This window comes from Pantoea sp. SJZ147 (assembly GCF_007828605.1).
Classification (GTDB): domain Bacteria; phylum Pseudomonadota; class Gammaproteobacteria; order Enterobacterales; family Enterobacteriaceae; genus Pantoea; species Pantoea allii.
In genome coordinates this window covers 152,727-172,251 of sequence record NZ_VIVB01000008.1, presented here as the reverse complement: position 1 = coordinate 172,251, position 19,525 = coordinate 152,727, and the positions used below count along the sequence as shown (strand labels likewise).

Here is a 19,525-nt window from a genome sequence, read left to right as displayed (position 1 = left end):
TATTTCAAATAATGAAAGGCTTAGGTAGACTGCATTTACTCTGAGGACACGGGCAGCGAGAACATGACAACAATATCTGAAGTAGCAAAACGCGCCGGCGTCTCAAAAGCGACAGTATCGCGAGTGTTGTCGGGCAATGGTTATGTGGGGCAGGAGAAACGAGATCGCGTATTACAGGCCATTGCGGAGACAGGCTATCGGCCAAATCTGCTGGCACGCAACCTGGCGAATAAAAGTAGCCAAACCATTGGGCTGGTGGTCACCAACACACTTTACAGCGGTAACATTTTTAGTGAGCTGATGTCGCACTCTGCCAGAATTATGGAGCAGCAAAATCGTCAATTGATCCTGGCCGATGGTAAACACACCGCGGAACAGGAGCGCGCGGCTATCCAGTTTCTGCTCGACCTGCGTTGCGATGGCATCATTATCTATCCGCGCTTTCTCAGCATTGACGAGCTGGACGCGATGATCTCGCGGCACAAGCAACCTGTCATGGTCATTAATCGTCGCCTGCGTATCAATGACAGCTTCTGCGTTTATAGCGATCAGCACATGGCCAGCCAGATGGCCGTCCGTTATCTGATGGAGCAGGGCCATCGTAATATCGCGTTTATTACGGGATCACTGGATTCACCTACCAGTCAGGAACGGCTTTCGGGCTATCAAACTGCGCTACGCGAGCAGGGAATCGCCATCAATCAGCAGCTTATTGTGCACGGAAAGTGGACCGCGCAAAGCGGCATGCTGGCGGTGAAAACCTTGCTCGCAAGGGGACAATCCTTCAGTGCCATCGTTGCCAGCAATGACGAAATGGCTATTGGGGCCATCAAACAGCTGACGGAAAATAATATCGCTGTGCCAGGAACAGTCTCCGTGATTGGCTTTGACGATATCCCGCTGGCGCCCTACATTATTCCTGCGCTTTCCAGCGTGAAATTTCCCGTAACCGATATGATTAACGAGACCATTAACCGGCTGGTTTCGATGCTGGATGGCGGCGAGTTAACGACGTTAACGCCTTTTAAGGGTAGCCTTGTCCTGCGCGACTCCATCACCGTTGCCCCCTGACGTCTCTGCCTGCAAGGCGGCGATCCCGACCTGCATCAGCGCGATACCTTGCTCAGAAAGCCGGGCCACCACGTCCGGGGAAAGCCCATCCTCTGTAATAACATGGGCAGGCTGGTAACCGGACGACAAGGGATAAGGATGTATTTGCCCGAATTTAGATCTGTCGGTCAGAACATAACTGTCTGCGCCTTTCGCCAGCACGGCGTCAACCACATCACATCTCTGCATATCGCGACCGGTAAAGCCGGTTTCCGGATGCCAGCCATCTGCGCCAACAAAGGCTTTGTGAAAGTGAATCTGCTGAATACAGTAGCGGGTTAACGGGCCGGTTATGGATTCGCTGCTCTTTTGCAACATGCCACCCAGAATAATCACGTCACAAGCCGCATCTTTAAGCAGGTGACCGATATAGTGGCTCACCGTGATTAACGTCAGGCTTTTGCGGCTGGCCAGTATGCGTGCCAGCAGGGCATTGGTGCTGCCGCCTTCAATCAGTACAGACTCGCCATCGTTGATCAGATCAGCGGCATAGCGGGCGAGAGCCAGCTTAATACCATAACGGGTGTTCATGCGCGTGCCAACATCGTCGCTGTCCAGCGCCTGGGCCGCGCCATGAACCCGACGCAGAACCCGCTGCTGCACCAGTTGGTTGAGATCCTGACGTACCGTGACCTCTGAAACACCGACAAGCTGAGCCAGCTCGCTGACGGCGATGCTGCCACGTGAATTAACCAGTTCGATAATTTGTTGCTGACGCGTATTCATCGTGGTTCTCTGCATCCATGGATTAAGCTGACGTTAAGCGATACGGGCTTCAGGCTAAACCCAGTCCCCGTTTTCCGTTGAGATTAAGATCGGCGAGGGTAAAGCGATTTTTCCAGCCAGCTTCGTAGTGCTCAGGAGGAAAATCAGCAGGGGAATGGCCTTGCTCAAGTGCGCGCGCGACAAGGTGCGCGTAGGCCCGGTTTTTATCACACATGGGCGCAGCGGGAATATACATAACATTGCCCCAGCCCTGCTGGTTTTCAACCGGTGCGACGGCGTGAATGAGGTCACAGTGCCACCAAACGGAGTCGCCCGCCGTTATAGCCGGTACCGAGCATAATCCCTTTATCAAATGTGGGTGCCATTTTTCATTTACTGCAAGCACGCGCCCCGGCTCAACGCCACACAATTCATCGTCAGCCACATCCGATAATAACGGTCGAAGCAGGACATAGGCGATGGCTTCCGGCACGGGAACCACGTGCAGTAAGCCATGACCGGGCATCATATCGGAGAGCGCAGTCCATCCCTGAAACGTGCGGAAAGCCGAGCATTTTGTGGTATCGGGAACATCAAACTCGTTCACTTCGCTACGATGGGCTGCATTCCATGGGTCGTAACGCTCAATATTGCCGTCAAAAAGCGAGCGAAAGACGCGTTGATACGCGGGCAACAACCAGCGTTCAAGCGCACCGGAATCCGTATGCGCCCCCAACCCTTTCGACGTTGTTCCCGGCGGACGTCGGCGAATTCGGTCCGGATAGATAAGATTCACATCCGGATCGAACCATTGCTGACCTTCGGATTCGAATCGCCACAGGCGATTTAGAAACGACTGCACCTGTGCCATTTCATGACTCTGGCGCGCCTCCATTTGCGCCTGAGACCAGTAAATCGGATAAATTTCAGGCCGGGAGGCTTCCAGACTTCCAAAAAAATTGTCCCCTGGACCGCGATACTGTGCATCGAACTGATTTTCATCCAGATAACGCAACATGGCGGCATCCCATGCCAGCGCCTGTTCTCGAGGAAAATGCTGCTTTACGACCACACAGCCACGACGTTTTATTCTTTCTCGTGTCTCAGGGGTCAGCGTGCCATCTGTAATCTGTTCGGGTGAAATCACCGGCCAGGCACTGCCGCTCTGTTGTTCTTCCGCTTTGGCGTGGCTTATGGCCTGCTCGATTTTATTGCAAACCTCACTGAATAAGCCTTCAACATCGCCGATCTGCTGACGCACCTGCTGCTTAAACTGACGGATCGCTGCTGGAATATCGTGGGGTAACGGTGTGTGTTGAAGCTTCACAGTCATAATTGTGGCCCTTAACAGATAGTTTATATTTCAGATGAAGATTTTTTTCATTACATTCGAAAGATGAACTTATGTTTAACAGATTGCTGATGGGTAAAATCGCGACTGGCGCACAATGTGAGCTAACAGAAGGATATTTAATGATTGGAATTCTCATTAATCCCTGCAGCGAGTAAGCTTGAAGCAACAGTCAGCCTATTCAGGCCGGGAGACAAGGGGGGAACGACAATGGCAGTAAGGATGATTGCAGTTGATATGGATGGGACTTTTCTGGACGAAAATAAGCAGTACAACGTTCAGCGCTTTTCACGCCAGTACGCCCTGCTAAAACAAAAAGGCATTCGCTTTGTTGTCGCCAGTGGCAATCAATATTATCAGCTACAGCGCTACTTTCCTGACATCAAAAATGAAATCGCCTTTGTCGCCGAAAATGGCGCGTGGGTGTCAGAGGGCGACCAGGAAATTTTTTGTGGTGAGCTGGCCAGGGAAAGCGTGCACCGCGTGTTGGAGATACTGGCAAAAGAGCCGGATATCAGCACGGTCGTCTGTGGACGTAAGGGCGCTTATGTTCATTCTTCCATGCCTGAAAGCGTTATTCAGATGCTCAATAACCATTATTATCGGCTCGAAAAGCGCGATAATCTTTATGATATTGACGACACCATTTTTAAATTTTCGCTTAATCTGGCGCACGAAGGCATTGAAAGCCTGATGGATCGTTTGCATAACAAACTCGGCGAGATCGATCATATTATGCATCCCGTATCGAGTGGCTATGGTTTTATCGACCTGATTATTCCTGGTTGTCATAAAGCACATGGCATTGCTTTGCTGCAACAAAAATGGGGCATCAGCGATTGTGAGGTGGTGGCGATTGGCGACAGCGCGAACGATATTGAAATGCTGCGTCAGGCCTGTTTCAGTTTTGCGATGGCCAATGCCGTAGAGCCGGTATCCGCCGTGGCGCGTTTTAAAACTGAAAGCAATCAGGATGAAGGGGCGCTAAATGTAATTGCCCGGATTCTGGCGCGCGAGTTTCCCTTTGAATAACGCCTTAACGCCGGGATTTGTGCTGTGCCCATAAAGGCAAAGGTCGTATATCAGATAGGTGTGACAGTGTCACATCAATGATGTTATTAAAGGTGGATGATTAGCTTTTCACGACGCTGGCAGCGTAAGGTGCCAGCGTCGTGGGTGTACCAAAGCATCGTAAAAGTTGCCGCTTATAGTTACAACATAATGTAAATGACACTAGTTAAACCCCAGAGTCAGCATCCGCGTGGTTTTCAGGTCTTGCAGAATAGCGATCCACAGCCCGGCTTACACCGGGCTGATGGGGATTATTTGTCGGCTTTCTTCTCTTCTTCGGTGCCTGACGGTTGCGTTTCAGCATCCGATCGCCAGGGCTTCAGCAGCTGAATATCCAGAATCACATAAACCATCGTGCTGATAAACAGGGAAATCACGCTGCCAAATACGCCGCTGGTGGTGAAGGTCAGATAGTTATAGATAATCAACCAGGTGAGACAAATGAACATCGACAGGGCTAGCATGATGGACGAGAGCGAGTAGTTACTGGTGCCGGCGCCTTGCTGATGCGTCAGTTTAAACAGGTTTCCAGTCGTGTATCTTTCTAAAATCAGGATGGTTTTTTGCCAGTTACGACGTTGTCGTGAACCCGTGCGTACAATAAACAGATACAGGACGGAGATAAAAAAGCCTGAAAACGCAATCAGGACTGGAACGGCTTCCAGCGCATACTCAATACTTTTATGGCTCGCCCCGGCTGGGCTCAGGTCCAGCGTCAACGAGGCACCCAGCGCGGCATAAAGGAACACGAACAACGCTAAAAAGGTTATCGTGCGTTTCCAGTCTGCCTCGGCTTCGCGGTTCTTTTGCTGAAGCGCAACGGTGAAAGCGCGTTCGATATGTTCAGCCTGGGGCGAGTGCATTTCAATCGCGTCAACCTTTTCATCCAGCAGGGCTTCGATAAAGGGCTTGTGGTCACTGTGCAGGGGAATATTCATTACGTGGATTCTCAGTAAAATTTCCGCTTATTTTAGTCTGCCTGAGAGGAAATGATACAAGCTTCACACGTTAAAAATCTTCAGGCTGAGTCAGTTAAGTATCAGGTAATGCGTTTTACGACAGCCGCATGATGTACACTGCTAGTGAACTTACCACGAGGAAAGCGATTATGAATGACAAGAAGATGATTTCCATCGATCAGTTCAGTGATGAAGAGCGACTTGCCGTTAACGAAGCCCTTCAAAATCTGATGGAAAAGCACCGTCAACGCACCGGCAAAGAGCCTGACAGCAAAAAAGAAAAAGAGCTTAACACTGAAGCCCGCCAGCAGGTGATGGCCGATAAACTGCTTAATGAAAAGTTAAAAGCAGAAAAAGAGAGCAAAAAACCGGTCAGGAAAAAGAAACCTTCATCAATGGCCGCGAGTGAAGTTAGCGACTTTAACTGGTCTGCTTCAGTCGCAAAAGGCCGCAGAAGATAACGACAGAATAATGATGCTGACGCCTGACGATATAATTCTGTTTATCGTTGGGCTTATGCCACTCTCACTAAACTGCCTGTACAAAATCAGCATTGAACAGAGTAAAAACAATAATAAATAAAGCGGTAAAACGCTTAAAAATTTATGCGGTTTACATTTTTTATGGATAAACTGCGCTGAATATACCGTCAATTACGCTTGCGAATGACTTATTACTCCCCCGAAGATCATCATCTTAAGATGCGATCCACGCGATTTGTCCGTCGCATGTTCGCCATGCGCCAACTGGGTACAATTTTATGCGCTTTACCGATTGCATCCGTTTTGATGGAGCTGGGCAAAAAACCCGCCATTTTGGTCTTACTGATTAGTAACGTTATTATCTGGCCCTGCCTGGCATATTGCCTTGCCATTACATCACGTGATTCAACCGCCAGAGAGCGAACCAATTTAACGCTCGATGCCGCCTTCGGCGGTATTTGGGTAGCACTCATGGCCGTGAGCCCGATGCCATCCTTTGTCATTATGGCGGTACTGGTCTCTGACCGTTATGCCGCCGGAGGCTGGCCACAACTTCTCTCTGCACTGCAGGCGTTTCTCTTTGCCTTTATCATGGTATGGACAATAGAGGGCGCGCCGGTTTTGATGGAATTTAGCATCCGTTCGGCATGGCTTACGATACCGCTGGCCACGTTTTATCTGTTGGCGCTAAGCGTGGTATCCCATAATCTGACGTTTAATCTGCGCCAGAAGAACCGGGAGCTGGAAAGGATCGCCTTGATGGACCCCAGTTTGCAAATCCCTAACCGACGCCTGTTTGAACGGCGGCTTGAAAGTGAATTCCTGCGCACCCGGCGTGGAGACAGCAAGGCATACCTGATACTTATTGATGTCGACCATTTCAAGAACGTCAACGATACCTTTGGTCATGAAGCAGGGGATTTTCTATTGGCTGAAATTTCCGGGTTGCTGCGTGACAGCGTAGGCATGAAAGATATCCCGGCGCGCTTTGGTGGCGATGAACTGGGCGTGATCGTACGTGACTCAAATGACGTTAACATCGTCAGGCTGGCCGAAACCATTCAACGAAACATTGCGCAATTGCGCTTGCCTGCTTCTGCAAAGTTCAGATGTTCAGTCAGCATTGGTATTGCCTGTGCGGAAAAAGCCAGCTCTATACATGAATGGCTGCGACGCGCTGATGAAGCCCTGTATGAGGTTAAGCGATCGGGGCGTAATGATCTGAAATTATGGCAGGCCTGAGGTTACATGAAGCGGTGTAGCACGGGCGCTTTTTTACTGGTTTAACATCAGCTTACCGATACTGTAATCAGCCGGAAATTAACGCCGCCTTATCTCAAGGCGGCTTTTGCTATCAGATTGCAGGATAGTCGCCAGTGCCTTCAGGCCAGGGCGTAAGCAAATCAAATCCTGTTTCAGTCACCGCCACCGTATGCTCCCACTGGGCTGAAAGCGATCGGTCTTTCGTGACTACCGTCCAGCCATCAGAGAGGACGCTGGTGCCGGCTTTGCCTGCGTTGATCATGGGCTCGATGGTGAAAATCATCCCTGCCTTCAACGGCATCCCTTCGCCTGGGGTACCATAATGAAGAACCTGTGGATTAGTATGATAAATCTCGCCCACGCCATGACCACAATATTCCCGCACCACCGAAAAGCCGGCGTTTTCAGCAAGGCGCTGAATGGCGGCACCAATATCACCCAGGGTTGCGCCGGGCTTCACCGTTTTAATGCCCGCGACCAGGGACTGATAAGTAATATCGACCAGGCGTTTGGCGCGTACGGACGGTGTGCCAACAAAATACATTCGGCTCGTATCGCCGTACCAGCCATCTTTAATAACGGCTACGTCGATATTCACAATATCGCCGTCTTTTAATTTCTTGGCAGCAGGGATACCGTGGCATACCACATGATTCACAGAGGTGCAGGTTGTGCGCGTGTAACCGTGATAGCCGATGTTGGCTGGCGTAACCTTAAGTTCATTTACGATAAAATCGTGACAGATATCGTCCAGTTGTTCAGTCGTGATTCCCGGGCGCACATGCGGGGTAATCATTGCCAGGACCTGGGCTGCAGCATGTCCGGCAGCGCGTGCTTTTTCAATTTCTTCTGCGGAATGGATCTTAACGGTCCCCATTACACTTCTCCTTGTGAGGTCAAATCGGCGTTATGTAGCACCTGGCGAATATCCGCGCCGCCGTTCATTTCGATACGGATCAACGTTTGAGCCAGCTCATGTTGTGTCAGTTGAGGATACAGCTCGGCCAACATACCGAGTTTTAACCAGTGCTCAGCCTGAGCGTTGATCGAGCGGCTCATCGCCTGGCTGGCGAGGCGCAGGTTTTCATGCATCAGATCGGATATTTTGACAATGCCCATGCGAAGCCTATATGGAATATATACGTTTTGTATACAGGCTACGCGTTATGAAGGGAGAGTTAAAGAAAAAAATCACAGCGGGTCCGAACGTTTCAGTAACATTCATCCGCCAGCGCACCTGTGTCAGGCCCGTTTTCCAGATTGCGATTTTTAAGCCCTCTGGCAGATCCTGAACCATACTCTACATCTGAAAATCGGCAACAGAGACGCTGAGTGCATTATGTCGGCGGTACAAAGGTTATCCGTGAAGGCTAAATTTTTTATCACCGCTGGCCATACTGTCTGATTCGGCCAGGTCAGTGCTGGATAACGGTAACCGTCTTTTCAGCAATGGGCCGACTCCTGAGAATCCGCCTTCATTCGGCACATCAGTTAAAAAAGAAGCGGTTCAGATTAGTCAGGATGATTACGATAGGTGAGATGTTTAAAGGCAGATGATGATATTTTAATGACGGGCACGAAGGTGCCTGAACCGCATAAAACGGCATGATGAAACGGTCACGCTTATCCACTTCTTACTTCGTAATTACCGGGAACAACGTTATGAGAGCATTCTTCATCACAGGCCTGATGTTCGCGTTAACAGCATGCTCTAACTCAGTGGGACATAATTTTGATACAGCCACCGTTCAGAATATCAGGCCAGGTCAGACAACTCGTGCGGAACTGATCGCGATGTTTGGCCCGCCTGATACGGAAACACCTTACCCCAATGGGCAGCAGTTACTGATGTGGAAATACAGCAAAGCCAGAGCGCTGGATACCTCTGCAGGTGAAACGCTCACAGTGCAGACAAAAAATGGCAGAGTGTTTAACTACACATTTAGTAAAAGTTGACGTCCTTTTAGGGAGATATCAAGCAGCCTGACAGAAGCATGAATTTTTACTTTGTTCGAACGATTGCGGATTCACATATTGATTTACGCTATCCCTCTTAATTCAGGAGGGATGTGATGAAAAAACATTTCATTTTTACCTCATGCCTTATGGTGATGAGTTTACTGTGGGCCGAGAGTTCTGTCGCAAAGGCTCTCCGGCAGACGGATGACCAAATTCGTCAGCTGATTATTGAGGATTCAATCGCGTCCTATCCCGGTGTTTGCGCGTGCCCGTTTAATTCAGCGCGCAACGGTAGCAGTTGTGGCAAGCGTAGCGCATGGAGCAAGCCGGGCGGCTATTCTCCCCTCTGTTATAAAAAAGACGTGTCCCGGGAAATGGTGGAGGAGTGGCGTAAAAGTCATGGTGCCTGATGGCGTCCTGGATTATCGGTTCGCTTTGTTGTTTAAACGACATTTACCGTTGAGCATTGCTGTTCAGGTCAAACAGAGCGCGAGACTCGCCAGCGTCTCCTCAGTTTGGCACTCAGCGTCATAACTGAGAATGCAAAAACCGCATTTAAGAACGGGTCATCATAAAACGCGGTGATGATGACGTCTGCGCATCTAACAGGCGTGGTATGTGCGTATGTTAACTTCCTGTCGTTCAGTATTTAACGGGCATTTTTTCGTTTCCTTCTATCTTGTCAGCGTTGATCCGCTGTTGCCATTCAGGGCTTATATCAGCAGCGCAAATATCCCCTGCTTTTTTATCAGAATCCGCGTAGCGGCGTTATTGTGACTCCAGACTTAATAGGTCTGGAGTCACAATCATCTGAAGAGTAGAATCCGCGTTTCAGCTTTATCATCAGGGAAGGGCAGTGACAGAAATCCGCACAAAAACCGTTTCGCCCCATGTCGGGCATCACGTCATGGCGTGGCTTGATCAGGTCAGAAGTGCTTCATTATCTGAGGTAGATAACTTTGGTGATGAAGGTACGGTTGAGCAGGTTATGAAAGTGTGGGTAAAACTGTCATTACTTGTGACGCGTCGTCGTCCCGAAATTGCGGTGTCCTCCCTGCTCAGACATGTATTGCCGAATATCGGTGCGCTGCCGTTAAAAGATCTGACGCGGCTGCGGCTAAATCGTTTGTATAACATACTGATTTCAGAGGGTAAAAAAGAAGAGGCGCGCCGGGTCTTTGCTTTGACGAAACAGTTTTTAGCCTGGGCTGAAATGCAGGGTTATCTTGAACATTCTCCCGTTGCGTCAATGAAGAAACGCGATATTGCCGGTCGCGCTGCGCCGCCGCGAAGCCGGCAGTTGTCGGATGCGGAGATCTGGGTGTTCTGGCATGGTCTGGACAACTGGGCGCTTTCTGAGCAGGCACGGTGGGCACTGCGCCTTTGCCTGGTCAGTGCGCGACGTCCTGATGAAATCGTCCAGGCACGCAAGTCAGAATTCAATTTGCAGTCAGGGCTCTGGAAACAGGGAACGCGTAATAAGTCTCATCGCGAACATACTTTACCCGTCTCGGCATTAATGCGGCTGTGCATCGAATCATTACTGAATGCCAGCGATCCCGCTTCGCCCTGGCTGGTGCCGGCACCGCGCGATGTGATGCAACCGCTGTCTAAAGGCGCATTAAATCAGGCTTTGCGCCGTATGCTGCGCGCACCGCGTGGGTTGGGGCTGGAACACTTTACGCCACGAGATTTACGTCGAACGGCACGTTCGAAATTATCTGCGCTGGATACGCCCAACGACGTGGCAAGAAAAATTATGAATCATGCGTTAGAAGGGATAGACCGGGTTTACGATACTCACGACTATCTTGTGCAAATGCGGGCTGCGCTGGACAACTATTCGGCATCGTTAGAATTAATTATAAACAGTGATGATTACCATTGTTTACGTCATCGTTTTGAGGGCGAACCGCTAAAATTAGACGGCTCATCTGTTATGGCTATGAGCCCGTAAAGCATGATTGATACGGTTTCCAATAAAAAGCGGTGTTGTTATCAACACCGCTTTTTTTATCAGATCAGGAAGTCATCAAGAGAACCGCCTGCATCCAGCGCCTTTTTAATTGGCGATGGTGTACGACCCTGACCTGTCCATGATTTAGTTTCACCGTTTTCATCGGTATATTGGTATTTAGCCGGACGTGGTGCACGTTTAGCTTTTGTTTTCGTTTCTGTTGGCAAATCCACCAGCTCAGAAATATCAATGCCGTCATTCATCAGCATTTCTTTATACTTAGCCAGCTTGTCTGCTTTTTCACGCTGCAGGGCTTGCTCGGCTTCTTCTTCTTCACGGCGTTCAGCGACAACGACAGAAAGCTTTTCGAGCATCTCATTTAACACATCAAGCTCAATTTCCCGGGCTTGTGCGCGTAAAATACGAAGGTTATTTAATGCTTTGAGCGCATCCATTGATTAATCCTTAAATTACAGCGAATATTTAAACAGGGTCATTCTACGAAAAATATTCCAGGAAGGAAATATCTCTTCAGTCTGAAATGTACAAATTTGTTACTGTTAGGATTATTACCACTTCTTTGAGGCGCAAACAGACATAACGTATTAAAAAAACATTGATGTTATAAACCCTATTTAGGCAGCACAGCCATGCTCAGGAGTGAGCATCTTCTGCGCAAGACGTATTATAAACTTTATTTATAAATAGAAAAATCAATTAAATCATAACCTAAAGCTATCTTGCCTCTGCCAATAGTAGTGCAGATCCCTTAAGATAACGGGTTTCATCGGCGCCGCAGAAAAATGATAACGTATAGTGAATAATATCTGCCATTTAATAGAAAAACATTCGCATCGTCAGAATGCACCAAAATGCCTGTCGCTGACAGTGACATTTGTCATAAGTAAACCCTGATATTCATGTTGGAATGTGCTTCAAATTTGCTTAGCCCATTGGCTCTTTTATCGCGGCTTTTTTTTGAACGAGGTATAAAAGTCTCATCCAGCCGGAACCCAATATCAATACATTTTTTGTGCCTAACAGAGGCGTCAAACGTGACATACATGATGTCTTATGCTGGCCTGACAGTTAATCACACTGTATCACAGCCATAAGTATGGCGAGCTAAATCATAAGCGAAGCGCCAATAAGGTTAAGACAGAATAAAAATTCAATCACTAATAACCGCTTTAGATAACGTTATATCTATATCGCAGCGGAAACCCGATGGGATTTTTCCTGGCATTTACCCAGGCATTCTACGGGGGATTGAAATCAAAACAGGAGTGGAACCCGGCAATCATTTTATTCATAAGATGACATCACTCGCCGTACAATAAATTACCAGCCTTTTAAAAACGCCTGTGTTGTTGTGGCCTTTGTCTGGTGACCCTACACCTCATCTTTCAGCAAAACTCCCGCGTTATCAATGCCGTACTCCTTTCAGCTTTTCTGGAATCATTACTTATAAATATTAACAATAACTTGCAATGATAATCTAAATGCGTATATTTCTCATTTGCTTTTGTGTTTGATGGCTTTTGACCTTATTCATTATGCTCAGGCTGTGCGGCAGTTTTTGGGGACTGATTCGCTGCAGTGGCAAATAAAAAACGAAAACGAGGCGTTTACAATGCTTTTGAGTACACTTCATGTTCAACGGGATCGCCTGCAGTCGATTTTCCCTCTGGTTCCCTCTCGCTATTCACTTTTGACGACGTTAATTACTGGGATCGTGTCACACAACGTGTTTGCAACGACAGCGCCTGTTTCGGCAGTGAATAACCAAACACTCATCGTCACGGCTGCTGAACCCCCTGTCGTCGAAAACACAGCATCGGATTACAGCGTTCCGGTAACCCGGGCGGGCAATAAATTGCTTTCGACGGTACGTGATATCCCCCAATCCGTCAGCATTATCAGTGAGCAGCGGATGAAGGACCAACAGCTCCAGTCACTGAATGACGTTCTGGATAATACGACAGCCATTCAGACCAGCACCGCGGATATGGATCGCAAGACCTATTATTCTCGCGGGTTTTTAATCGACAATTATCTGATTGACGGTATTCCCACCGTATTTGAAGAACGCTGGAATCTGGGCGATGCACAAACCGATAGCGCACTGTACGAACATATTGAAGTGGTCAGGGGCGCAAACGGGTTATTGACCGGGGCAGGCAATCCTTCAGCGGCCGTTAATATGGTGCGTAAACATGCTGACAGCCGTCAGCCAGAGGGAGAGGTGTCTTCCAGTTTCGGCAGCAGGAATAAGCAGCGTTACGTCATGGACGTACAGTCACCGCTGACAGCGTCAGGCAATGTGCGGGGCAGAGTGATTGCCGGTTACCAGGACAATAACAGTTTTGTTGAGCGGTATGGCGCGGAAAAGAAATTTATCTATGGCGTGATCGATGCGGACCTGAATAATGCCACCACCGTCTCTGTGGGCTATGAATTTCAGCAACTCAATACTGACAGCCCAATGTGGGGCGGACTGCCTCGCTGGTATACCGATGGTACAAAAACTGATTTCCGTCGCGGCTTTAATACCGCGCCTGGCTGGACTTATAACGATAAAGAGAGCAGAAAGCTCTTTGCCAGGCTGAAACACACCTTTGACAGCGGCTGGCAATGGACTTTAAACGGAACGCACGACCAGTCCACGCTTAACAGTAAAATGATGTATATCGCTGGCTATTTCGACAAAAATACCGGCGCAGGCGTTTCGCCTTATGCGGATTATCCGGTCGTAGGCGGCACGGGATATAATTCGGCAAAACGTAAAGTCGATGCCGTCGACACTTTTGCCAGTGGCCCTTATCAACTCTTCGGACGTAACCACGAATTAATGCTGGGTGTCAGCTACAGCAGGCAGAAAAACACCTATTACGGTACCTTTGCCAATATCTCCTCAGCGGAATTAGGTGACTTCAACCTCTTTGATGGTCAGTTCCCGGAAACGGACTGGGAGCCACGTACGCTATCCCAACAGGATATTACCCGCCAAACTTCAGGTTACCTTGCGACACGTATTTCAGTCGCCGATCCGCTAAATCTGATACTGGGCGCGCGTTATACCCGTTGGAGCAAAAACACCCTGACCAACGATATGGAAAAAAATAATATCACGCCTTATGCCGGTTTGATTTATGACATTGATGAGAACTGGTCAACGTACGCCAGCTACACCTCTGTGTTTCAGCCACAATCCTATCGCGATATCTCAGGCGCCTATCTGGCTCCGGTTATGGGTAAAAATTATGAAGCGGGCGTCAAATCTGACTGGTTTGACAGCCGTTTAACGACGTCGCTATCGGTGTTTCGAGCCGAGCTGGATAATGTCGCACAAACAACGGGGCGTATTATTCCGGGTACCACTGAGTCAGCTTATGAAGGTAAGAATGGCACGGTCAGCCGCGGGGTCGAGTTTGAAATTAATGGCGCAATAACCGATAACTGGCAAATGACATTGGGTGGAACCCGTTATATTGCAGAACAGCGAGAGGGCACGGCGTTAAAGCCCGATCTGCCACGAACGCAGTTGAGCCTCTTTACAAGCTACCGTTTATCCATGCTGCCTGACCTGACGGTAGGCGGCGGTGTGAAATGGCAAACCCATGTCTGGAGTGATAACTCCGCACCCGAAGGCAAGGGGACATGGCGCGCAGAGCAGGGGAGTTATGCCTTAGTGAATGTGTTCAGCCGCTATCAGGTCACTAAAAATTTTGCTGTCCAGGGCAACATCAATAACCTTTTTGATAAAACCTATGACACCAACGTTGCGGGAGACATCGTTTACGGCGAACCTCGCAACGTGTCTGTCACCGCCAGCTATCGCTTCTGAACAGTCTACAGCCTCTTCAATACGCGCCTCATGCGAGGCGCTTTCAGCAATCGGTGTTTTGCTCGCCTCTGCCAACTGCAAATCCATGATCCATCACGTTTTGATGCAATCTTCACGTCAGAAAGCCCCGGATTTGCGCTACACTGACCAGCGTTAACCCTGTGTTCTGCCGCTATCATGGTGCTGTTTTAGGCAAACTAATTAACCTGGAAGAAGTATGAAAATCAGATTCCTTTCGGCCAATGAACAAAAACTGGCAGAGGTTCGCGGAATACTGGAGCCAGTGGGCGTAGAAGTATTACCGATCGCACGTCGCATAGAAGAAATTCAAACGGAGAACGAGCTGGATTTAGTCCGCGATAAGCTGACCAAAGCTTTTTCTATTATAGGACGTCCTCTTTTCGTCGAGCATACCGGGCTTTATCTGGATGGTCTGAATGGCCTGCCAGCCGGTCTGACGCGTATTTTCTGGAACCGACTGGATGCCGACCGTTTTGCCTCCCTGGTTAACGGGCTGGACAGCCAGGGCGTCACGGCCAAAACGGTACTTGGCTATTGTGATGGGCGCAAAATGTATCAGTTTTACGGTGAATTGCGTGGGACGATAGCGCCAAAGCCTGCGGGTCCCCGGGGATTTCAGTGGGATTGCGTCTTTATCCCCGAAGGTTACGACCAAACCTTTGCTGAGATGGGCGACAAGAAAAACGAAATTTCAAACCGTCGCATTGCGCTGGACCGCTTCGCGTCCTTCCTGAAAACCGCACGAGGCGTGGCATGAAACCTGAACTAAAACGGGCTTATGATTCCGGTAAGCTGATACTGTTTGCCGGTGCGGGCCTTTCCCGCAATCTCGGCCTGCCGGAATGGCATGAACTCATCGCCCATCTGGCTAACGAGCTGGGTTACGATCCCAAGATTTTTAATACCTATGGGACGCATCTCTCTCTGGCGGAGTACTACAAGCAGAAAAAAGGATCGCTTGGCCCGTTAAGAAGTTGGATGGACCGCGAATGGCATCGGCCGGATATCGATGTCCGTAGCTCTGAAATTCATACCATGATTACTCAGGGCAATTTCTCCCGTATTTATACCACCAACTATGACCGGTGGTTAGAGGCGGCGCATGAGGCGCACGGCGTACCCTATTTTAAAGTGGCTAACGCGGCTGATTTGGTCTCATTAACGGAAGATAAGCGCCATATCATCAAACTTCATGGTGATTTCGACGACGATACCTCCATTGTTTTAGATGAAAGTAGCTATTTTGAGCGCCTCTACTTTGATTCGCCACTGGATATCAAGCTGACGCATGATGTGATGGGCAATTCCGTATTATTTGTGGGTTACAGCATCAGTGATTTTAATATTCGTCTGTTGTTTTATCGCCTGACGAAAATGTGGGGACGCACCGGGCTGGCCACCGCGCGCCCTAAGTCCTACCTCTTTACTAATCGCAATAACCCGGTGGCAAAAGAGGTCTTGGGTCAGTGGGGCATCGAAATGATCGTGTCAGAAGAGGACGATCCCCGCAAAGCCCTGGCTGACTTTATGGAAGAGCTACTGGCTTGATAACCGAGACCAGTTCAACCGGTGCGCGGTAAAAACGGCGGACGACCTCCGTCTTAGCGGTAGTGTTTATTCTTCTCTGGAAAACGTGGACTACTGTGATAGACTGTATAAATACACAGTACCTGAGGGCAAAAACTATGGCTGTCGAAACAAAATTTGTAGTGGTCAGAAAAGGTGAAGAGAAGATGACATTTGCCAACAAAAAAGAGGCTGATGCCTACGACAAGATGCTGGATATGGCGGAAGCCTTCACTGACTGGCTGTTGACGCATCAGGCTGATATGGACGAATCGCAGGCTGAATCATTAGGCTTGTTGCTGGCAGAACAAAAAGAGGCGGTGCAACATATCCTTCGCACCAGTAAGTTACCCGAGTCCGTAACGGTCGACAGTGCAACGGATGTCGCGGATGCTGATTCTCCTGCTCAAAACGACAAAAAGGTGCGTGCCGTTAAAGCCGCCTGATCCTTTACGCTGGAAGTCAGCTTCCAGCGTACCGCTTTACGTCTCTCGCGTTCTGATATCATTCGTAACTCACTTCCGCAAAAATGTGTTGTATGTCAGTCATTAGCGTATCAAGTGCGTCACGGCAAAAGCATAGTGATGAAGATATCTGGCAATGCACGTCAGGCAAAGCGCATAGCCATGAAACTTGCCTGGTTTGTTAAGCATAGTCAATTTCCGGTTCAGGTATGTCCTGTCAAAGGGGTGACGTAAACTGACATATTATTCCTGACGCGGTATTGTTTCACATCAATACTATCGATGTTAGTAATGGATTGATGCGCATTTCCCGTCAGTAACTCAGGTTAAATCTGTGCGATCCCCCCGCGTGGTAGGCTGGGAGATGACTAAAAAAGTGACGCTGTCACTGCTGTCGTTTCGCGCCTGGTGACGGGCTCCCGGCGGAATTTCAATCCCCTGCTGAGCCTGAAGGCGATGTACAACGCCCTCAATTTCCATCGTCAGCTGACCCTCAAGGATAAAAAAGAACTGACGGGCGCGGCTGTGAACGTGCCGTGTTTCAGAGGTGGCGGGCGGCATATGCTCATAAATAATGCTCAGATCCTGGCTTTTCACAAAATGCCAGCCATCACAGTTATTTCCCCACACATAATGTTCCGCATTGTCTTTTGAAATCATATTTCCTCACGTTACGTTCGACGGGCTATGTGATCCGGCGCGGGTATGCATCAATCTTATTAAAGTTCATTTATGACACGCCGATAGTTCTTCCAGGGACACGACAGATTGTATCTGACAGGGTGGTCAATTTAGCCGGTATATTCCAGGGGAATCAGTATGACCACTCAACCCGTAAAAAAAACGATGAGTACCCGCACGCAGATGCTGCTGGCGGGCGGCTTAACCATCACGCTTGGATTTACCGTTACTATTGGTGTTCTGAGCTGGCAGTCGGCGAAAGAACAAAAAACGCTGGCGGAAAAATATCTGCAGCAGATTGCGCAAAGTCGTGGACTGCAAATTCAGCAAGAGCTGAGTTATGCCCTTAATATGGCGCACAGCTTAGGGCAAAGCCTTATCGCATTACCGAAAGCGGGCGTTAACGATCGTAAAATTGCCGACAAAATTATGGAATATACACTCAGGGCCAACCCTGACTATCTCTCCATGTCCGTTATTTTTGAACCCAATGCTTTTGATGGTCGGGACGCAGATTTTGCCACTCAGAAAGGGCAGGCGCCTCAGGGGCGATATGCCTGGTTTGTCGACCGCGATCAGTCCGGTAATTATTCTATGCATCCGTTACTTTCTTTTTTGACGCCGGGCCAGGGCGATTATTATCTGGTGCCGCAGCAGACAAAGAAAGACACGCTGATTGAGCCCTACAGTTATGCCTATAACGGCGTGCCGACGTTGTTGACCTCGGTGGCCTCGCCCATTGTCGATCAGGGCAAACTCTATGCGGTCGTTACCTCCGATATATCCCTGGCCTCGTTACAAAAGAAAGTGAATCAGATTAAGCCGTGGCAGGGTACTGGTTATGCGTTACTGCTTTCCAATAGCGGTAAAGTGGTTTCCTTACCAGATAAAGATGAGGCTGGTAAAGCCTGGAAAGGTGAGAAAGACAATTTCACTCAACAGATCGTGGAGCATGACGATCCGTTGCTGGGTGAGAAGGCCATGTACACCTGGTACCCGGTAACGGTGGGTAACAGCGATAAGCCCTGGTACGTCGGCATTGTGGCACCGGTTAGTCAGGTGATGGCGGCGGCGAATCGGCAACGCTACTGGGCCATCGGACTGATGCTGGTGAGCATTCTGCTGGTTGGGGCTGTCCTGGGGTTATTGTTCAATCGCAAAGTGATGCGCCCGCTCGGCGGTGAGCCAGCCGAAGCGGCCAGAATCGCGCTGGCCGTTGCGGACGGTAAGCTGAGTAACGCCATCACGGTGGCACCCGGCGACAATGCCAGCCTGTTTTATGCTCTGCATACGATGCAACGTCAGCTGCAATCTATTGTGGGCCAGATTAAAGATGCCAGCGCATCAGTACGGGAAGGTGCAAGCGAGATAGCCAGTGGTAACCTCGATCTGGCATCACGCACCGAACAACAGGCGGCAGCCCTGGAAGAAACCGCGGCCAGCATGGAACAAATCAGTGCAACGGTTCGGCTGAACGCCGACAATGCGCAGCAAGCCACCAATTTGACTGAAAATGCTACGTCTATCGCCAGCCGGGGTGAAACGCTGGTAGGGCAAGTGGTGCAAACCATGTCGCAGATCGATGACAGTTCGAAGAAGATTGGTGATATTACGACCATGATCAACAGTATTGCCTTCCAGACTAACATCCTTGCGCTCAACGCGGCGGTTGAGGCAGCGCGTGCCGGCGAGCAGGGCCGTGGATTTGCTGTCGTTGCCTCGGAGGTTCGTAATCTTGCGCAACGCAGTGCGAGCGCGGTTAAAGATATCGCGGCCCTTATTGAAGAATCCAGCGTTCGCGTACAAAGCGGTGTGAAACTGGTCAACGAGGCGGGGAAAACGATGCACGAGATGACGAAGGCTGTCTCTTCTGTGCAAAGTATTATTGATGAGATTGTGTCGGCCTCAGATGAACAGGCGCGCGGTATCGGTCAGGTCACTATCGCGGTTAACGAGATGGACGGCACGACACAGCAGAACGCCGCGCTGGTACAGCAGATGTCTGCGGCAGCCAGTTCACTTGAAGACCAGGCCCAACAGCTGGCGCAAACGGTAGAACAGTTCCGTTGATAGCTGGCAAAACAGAAAA

General features: G+C 49.4%; 19 protein-coding genes. 12 read left to right on the top strand and 7 right to left on the bottom strand.

From position 1 onward, the window contains the following. Positions 1–63: 63 nt before the first annotated feature. Complete coding sequence (locus FBY13_RS13460; protein WP_145394396.1) at positions 64–1,071, top strand: LacI family DNA-binding transcriptional regulator; 1,008 nt, start codon at positions 64–66, stop codon at positions 1,069–1,071. Here the strand turns inward: FBY13_RS13460 and FBY13_RS13455 are convergent. Continuing rightward, complete coding sequence (locus FBY13_RS13455; protein WP_145394395.1) at positions 1,015–1,836, bottom strand: DNA-binding transcriptional regulator YciT; 822 nt, start codon at positions 1,834–1,836, stop codon at positions 1,015–1,017. The two genes, FBY13_RS13460 and FBY13_RS13455, sit on opposite strands and share 57 nt — an antisense overlap. Before the next feature lie 49 nt (positions 1,837–1,885). Further along, positions 1,886–3,148 carry a DUF1479 domain-containing protein gene (locus FBY13_RS13450; RefSeq protein WP_145394394.1) on the bottom strand — a complete coding sequence of 421 codons (1,263 nt, stop codon included), beginning with the start codon at positions 3,146–3,148 and terminating at the stop codon, positions 1,886–1,888. A 228-nt stretch (positions 3,149–3,376) separates the two neighbouring features. Between FBY13_RS13450 and FBY13_RS13445 the strand changes: the two genes are divergently transcribed. Then, the gene (locus FBY13_RS13445) at positions 3,377–4,198 is read left to right on the top strand and encodes a Cof-type HAD-IIB family hydrolase (protein WP_063876965.1); all 822 of its coding nucleotides are present in this window, start codon (positions 3,377–3,379) and stop codon (positions 4,196–4,198) included. Positions 4,199–4,488: 290 nt separating this feature from the next. Here the strand turns inward: FBY13_RS13445 and FBY13_RS13440 are convergent, their stop codons facing one another. Beyond that, positions 4,489–5,175 carry a hypothetical protein gene (locus FBY13_RS13440; protein ID WP_109717685.1) on the bottom strand — a complete coding sequence of 229 codons (687 nt, stop codon included), beginning with the start codon at positions 5,173–5,175 and terminating at the stop codon, positions 4,489–4,491. Between the two features lie 170 nt (positions 5,176–5,345). On the opposite strand from FBY13_RS13440, the gene FBY13_RS13435 reads away from it, so the two are divergent. Together FBY13_RS13435 and FBY13_RS13430 are read left to right on the top strand one after the other, a co-directional pair. Beyond that, positions 5,346–5,657 carry a hypothetical protein gene (locus FBY13_RS13435; RefSeq protein WP_096011639.1) on the top strand — a complete coding sequence of 104 codons (312 nt, stop codon included), beginning with the start codon at positions 5,346–5,348 and terminating at the stop codon, positions 5,655–5,657. Between the two features lie 204 nt (positions 5,658–5,861). After that, on the top strand, positions 5,862–6,920 hold the full coding sequence (locus FBY13_RS13430; protein ID WP_145394393.1) for a diguanylate cyclase: 1,059 nt from the start codon (positions 5,862–5,864) through the stop codon (positions 6,918–6,920). Positions 6,921–7,032: 112 nt separating this feature from the next. Here the strand turns inward: FBY13_RS13430 and map are convergent, their stop codons facing one another. Together map and FBY13_RS13420 are read right to left on the bottom strand one after the other, a co-directional pair. After that, positions 7,033–7,818, bottom strand: coding sequence for a type I methionyl aminopeptidase (gene map, locus FBY13_RS13425; RefSeq protein ID WP_145394392.1), 786 nt, complete (start codon positions 7,816–7,818; stop codon positions 7,033–7,035). Next, positions 7,818–8,060, bottom strand: a complete 243-nt coding sequence (locus FBY13_RS13420; protein ID WP_096011636.1) for a ParD-like family protein — start codon at positions 8,058–8,060, stop codon at positions 7,818–7,820. Before FBY13_RS13420 ends, map begins: the two co-directional genes overlap by 1 nt. 486 nt (positions 8,061–8,546) lie before the next feature. On the opposite strand from FBY13_RS13420, the gene FBY13_RS13415 reads away from it, so the two are divergent. From FBY13_RS13415 to FBY13_RS13405, 3 genes are all read left to right on the top strand, one after another. Continuing rightward, positions 8,547–8,897: a hypothetical protein gene (locus FBY13_RS13415; protein ID WP_082875119.1), complete on the top strand. Its 351-nt coding sequence runs from the start codon at positions 8,547–8,549 to the stop codon at positions 8,895–8,897. A 116-nt stretch (positions 8,898–9,013) separates the two neighbouring features. Next, complete coding sequence (locus FBY13_RS13410; protein ID WP_063876958.1) at positions 9,014–9,310, top strand: hypothetical protein; 297 nt, start codon at positions 9,014–9,016, stop codon at positions 9,308–9,310. Positions 9,311–9,807: 497 nt separating this feature from the next. After that, positions 9,808–10,857, top strand: coding sequence for a site-specific integrase (locus FBY13_RS13405; protein ID WP_186440819.1), 1,050 nt, complete (start codon positions 9,808–9,810; stop codon positions 10,855–10,857). A gap of 59 nt (positions 10,858–10,916) precedes the next feature. On the opposite strand, the gene FBY13_RS13400 is transcribed toward FBY13_RS13405, so the two are convergent. Further along, a complete protein-coding gene (locus tag FBY13_RS13400) occupies positions 10,917–11,312 on the bottom strand; it encodes an H-NS family nucleoid-associated regulatory protein (protein ID WP_063876956.1) in 396 nt (131 codons plus the stop codon). Between the two features lie 1,178 nt (positions 11,313–12,490). On the opposite strand from FBY13_RS13400, the gene fhuE reads away from it, so the two are divergent. The 4 genes from fhuE to FBY13_RS13380 all read left to right on the top strand — a co-directional run bounded on the left by fhuE (position 12,491) and on the right by FBY13_RS13380 (position 16,737). After that, positions 12,491–14,704 (top strand): ferric-rhodotorulic acid/ferric-coprogen receptor FhuE, encoded by a 2,214-nt coding sequence (gene fhuE, locus FBY13_RS13395; protein WP_145394390.1) that lies wholly within the window; start codon positions 12,491–12,493, stop codon positions 14,702–14,704. Between the two features lie 217 nt (positions 14,705–14,921). Further along, entirely contained in the window at positions 14,922–15,482 is a 561-nt protein-coding gene (locus FBY13_RS13390) for a non-canonical purine NTP pyrophosphatase (protein ID WP_063876954.1), read from the top strand. Then, the gene (locus tag FBY13_RS13385; protein WP_063876953.1) at positions 15,479–16,273 is read left to right on the top strand and encodes an SIR2 family protein; all 795 of its coding nucleotides are present in this window, start codon (positions 15,479–15,481) and stop codon (positions 16,271–16,273) included. Before FBY13_RS13390 ends, FBY13_RS13385 begins: the two co-directional genes overlap by 4 nt. A gap of 137 nt (positions 16,274–16,410) precedes the next feature. Continuing rightward, positions 16,411–16,737: a YebG family protein gene (locus FBY13_RS13380; protein ID WP_063876952.1), complete on the top strand. Its 327-nt coding sequence runs from the start codon at positions 16,411–16,413 to the stop codon at positions 16,735–16,737. A gap of 339 nt (positions 16,738–17,076) precedes the next feature. Here FBY13_RS13380 and FBY13_RS13375 read toward each other — a convergent pair whose 3' ends face one another. Continuing rightward, on the bottom strand, positions 17,077–17,415 hold the full coding sequence (locus FBY13_RS13375; protein ID WP_145394389.1) for a cupin domain-containing protein: 339 nt from the start codon (positions 17,413–17,415) through the stop codon (positions 17,077–17,079). A 159-nt stretch (positions 17,416–17,574) separates the two neighbouring features. Between FBY13_RS13375 and FBY13_RS13370 the strand changes: the two genes are divergently transcribed. Beyond that, positions 17,575–19,506 carry a methyl-accepting chemotaxis protein gene (locus tag FBY13_RS13370; protein ID WP_145394388.1) on the top strand — a complete coding sequence of 644 codons (1,932 nt, stop codon included), beginning with the start codon at positions 17,575–17,577 and terminating at the stop codon, positions 19,504–19,506. Positions 19,507–19,525 lie beyond the last annotated feature (19 nt).

Coding starts and splice junctions, on each gene's coding strand:
- FBY13_RS13460 (WP_145394396.1), top strand. CDS start 64: ATGACAACAATATCTGAAGTAGCAAAACGCGCCGGCGTCTCAAAAGCG.
- FBY13_RS13455 (WP_145394395.1), bottom strand. CDS start 1,836: ATGAATACGCGTCAGCAACAAATTATCGAACTGGTTAATTCACGTGGC.
- FBY13_RS13450 (WP_145394394.1), bottom strand. CDS start 3,148: ATGACTGTGAAGCTTCAACACACACCGTTACCCCACGATATTCCAGCA.
- FBY13_RS13445 (WP_063876965.1), top strand. CDS start 3,377: ATGGCAGTAAGGATGATTGCAGTTGATATGGATGGGACTTTTCTGGAC.
- FBY13_RS13440 (WP_109717685.1), bottom strand. CDS start 5,175: ATGAATATTCCCCTGCACAGTGACCACAAGCCCTTTATCGAAGCCCTG.
- FBY13_RS13435 (WP_096011639.1), top strand. CDS start 5,346: ATGAATGACAAGAAGATGATTTCCATCGATCAGTTCAGTGATGAAGAG.
- FBY13_RS13430 (WP_145394393.1), top strand. CDS start 5,862: ATGACTTATTACTCCCCCGAAGATCATCATCTTAAGATGCGATCCACG.
- map (WP_145394392.1), bottom strand. CDS start 7,818: ATGGGGACCGTTAAGATCCATTCCGCAGAAGAAATTGAAAAAGCACGC.
- FBY13_RS13420 (WP_096011636.1), bottom strand. CDS start 8,060: ATGGGCATTGTCAAAATATCCGATCTGATGCATGAAAACCTGCGCCTC.
- FBY13_RS13415 (WP_082875119.1), top strand. CDS start 8,547: ATGATGAAACGGTCACGCTTATCCACTTCTTACTTCGTAATTACCGGG.
- FBY13_RS13410 (WP_063876958.1), top strand. CDS start 9,014: ATGAAAAAACATTTCATTTTTACCTCATGCCTTATGGTGATGAGTTTA.
- FBY13_RS13405 (WP_186440819.1), top strand. CDS start 9,808: ATGGCGTGGCTTGATCAGGTCAGAAGTGCTTCATTATCTGAGGTAGAT.
- FBY13_RS13400 (WP_063876956.1), bottom strand. CDS start 11,312: ATGGATGCGCTCAAAGCATTAAATAACCTTCGTATTTTACGCGCACAA.
- fhuE (WP_145394390.1), top strand. CDS start 12,491: ATGCTTTTGAGTACACTTCATGTTCAACGGGATCGCCTGCAGTCGATT.
- FBY13_RS13390 (WP_063876954.1), top strand. CDS start 14,922: ATGAAAATCAGATTCCTTTCGGCCAATGAACAAAAACTGGCAGAGGTT.
- FBY13_RS13385 (WP_063876953.1), top strand. CDS start 15,479: ATGAAACCTGAACTAAAACGGGCTTATGATTCCGGTAAGCTGATACTG.
- FBY13_RS13380 (WP_063876952.1), top strand. CDS start 16,411: ATGGCTGTCGAAACAAAATTTGTAGTGGTCAGAAAAGGTGAAGAGAAG.
- FBY13_RS13375 (WP_145394389.1), bottom strand. CDS start 17,415: ATGATTTCAAAAGACAATGCGGAACATTATGTGTGGGGAAATAACTGT.
- FBY13_RS13370 (WP_145394388.1), top strand. CDS start 17,575: ATGACCACTCAACCCGTAAAAAAAACGATGAGTACCCGCACGCAGATG.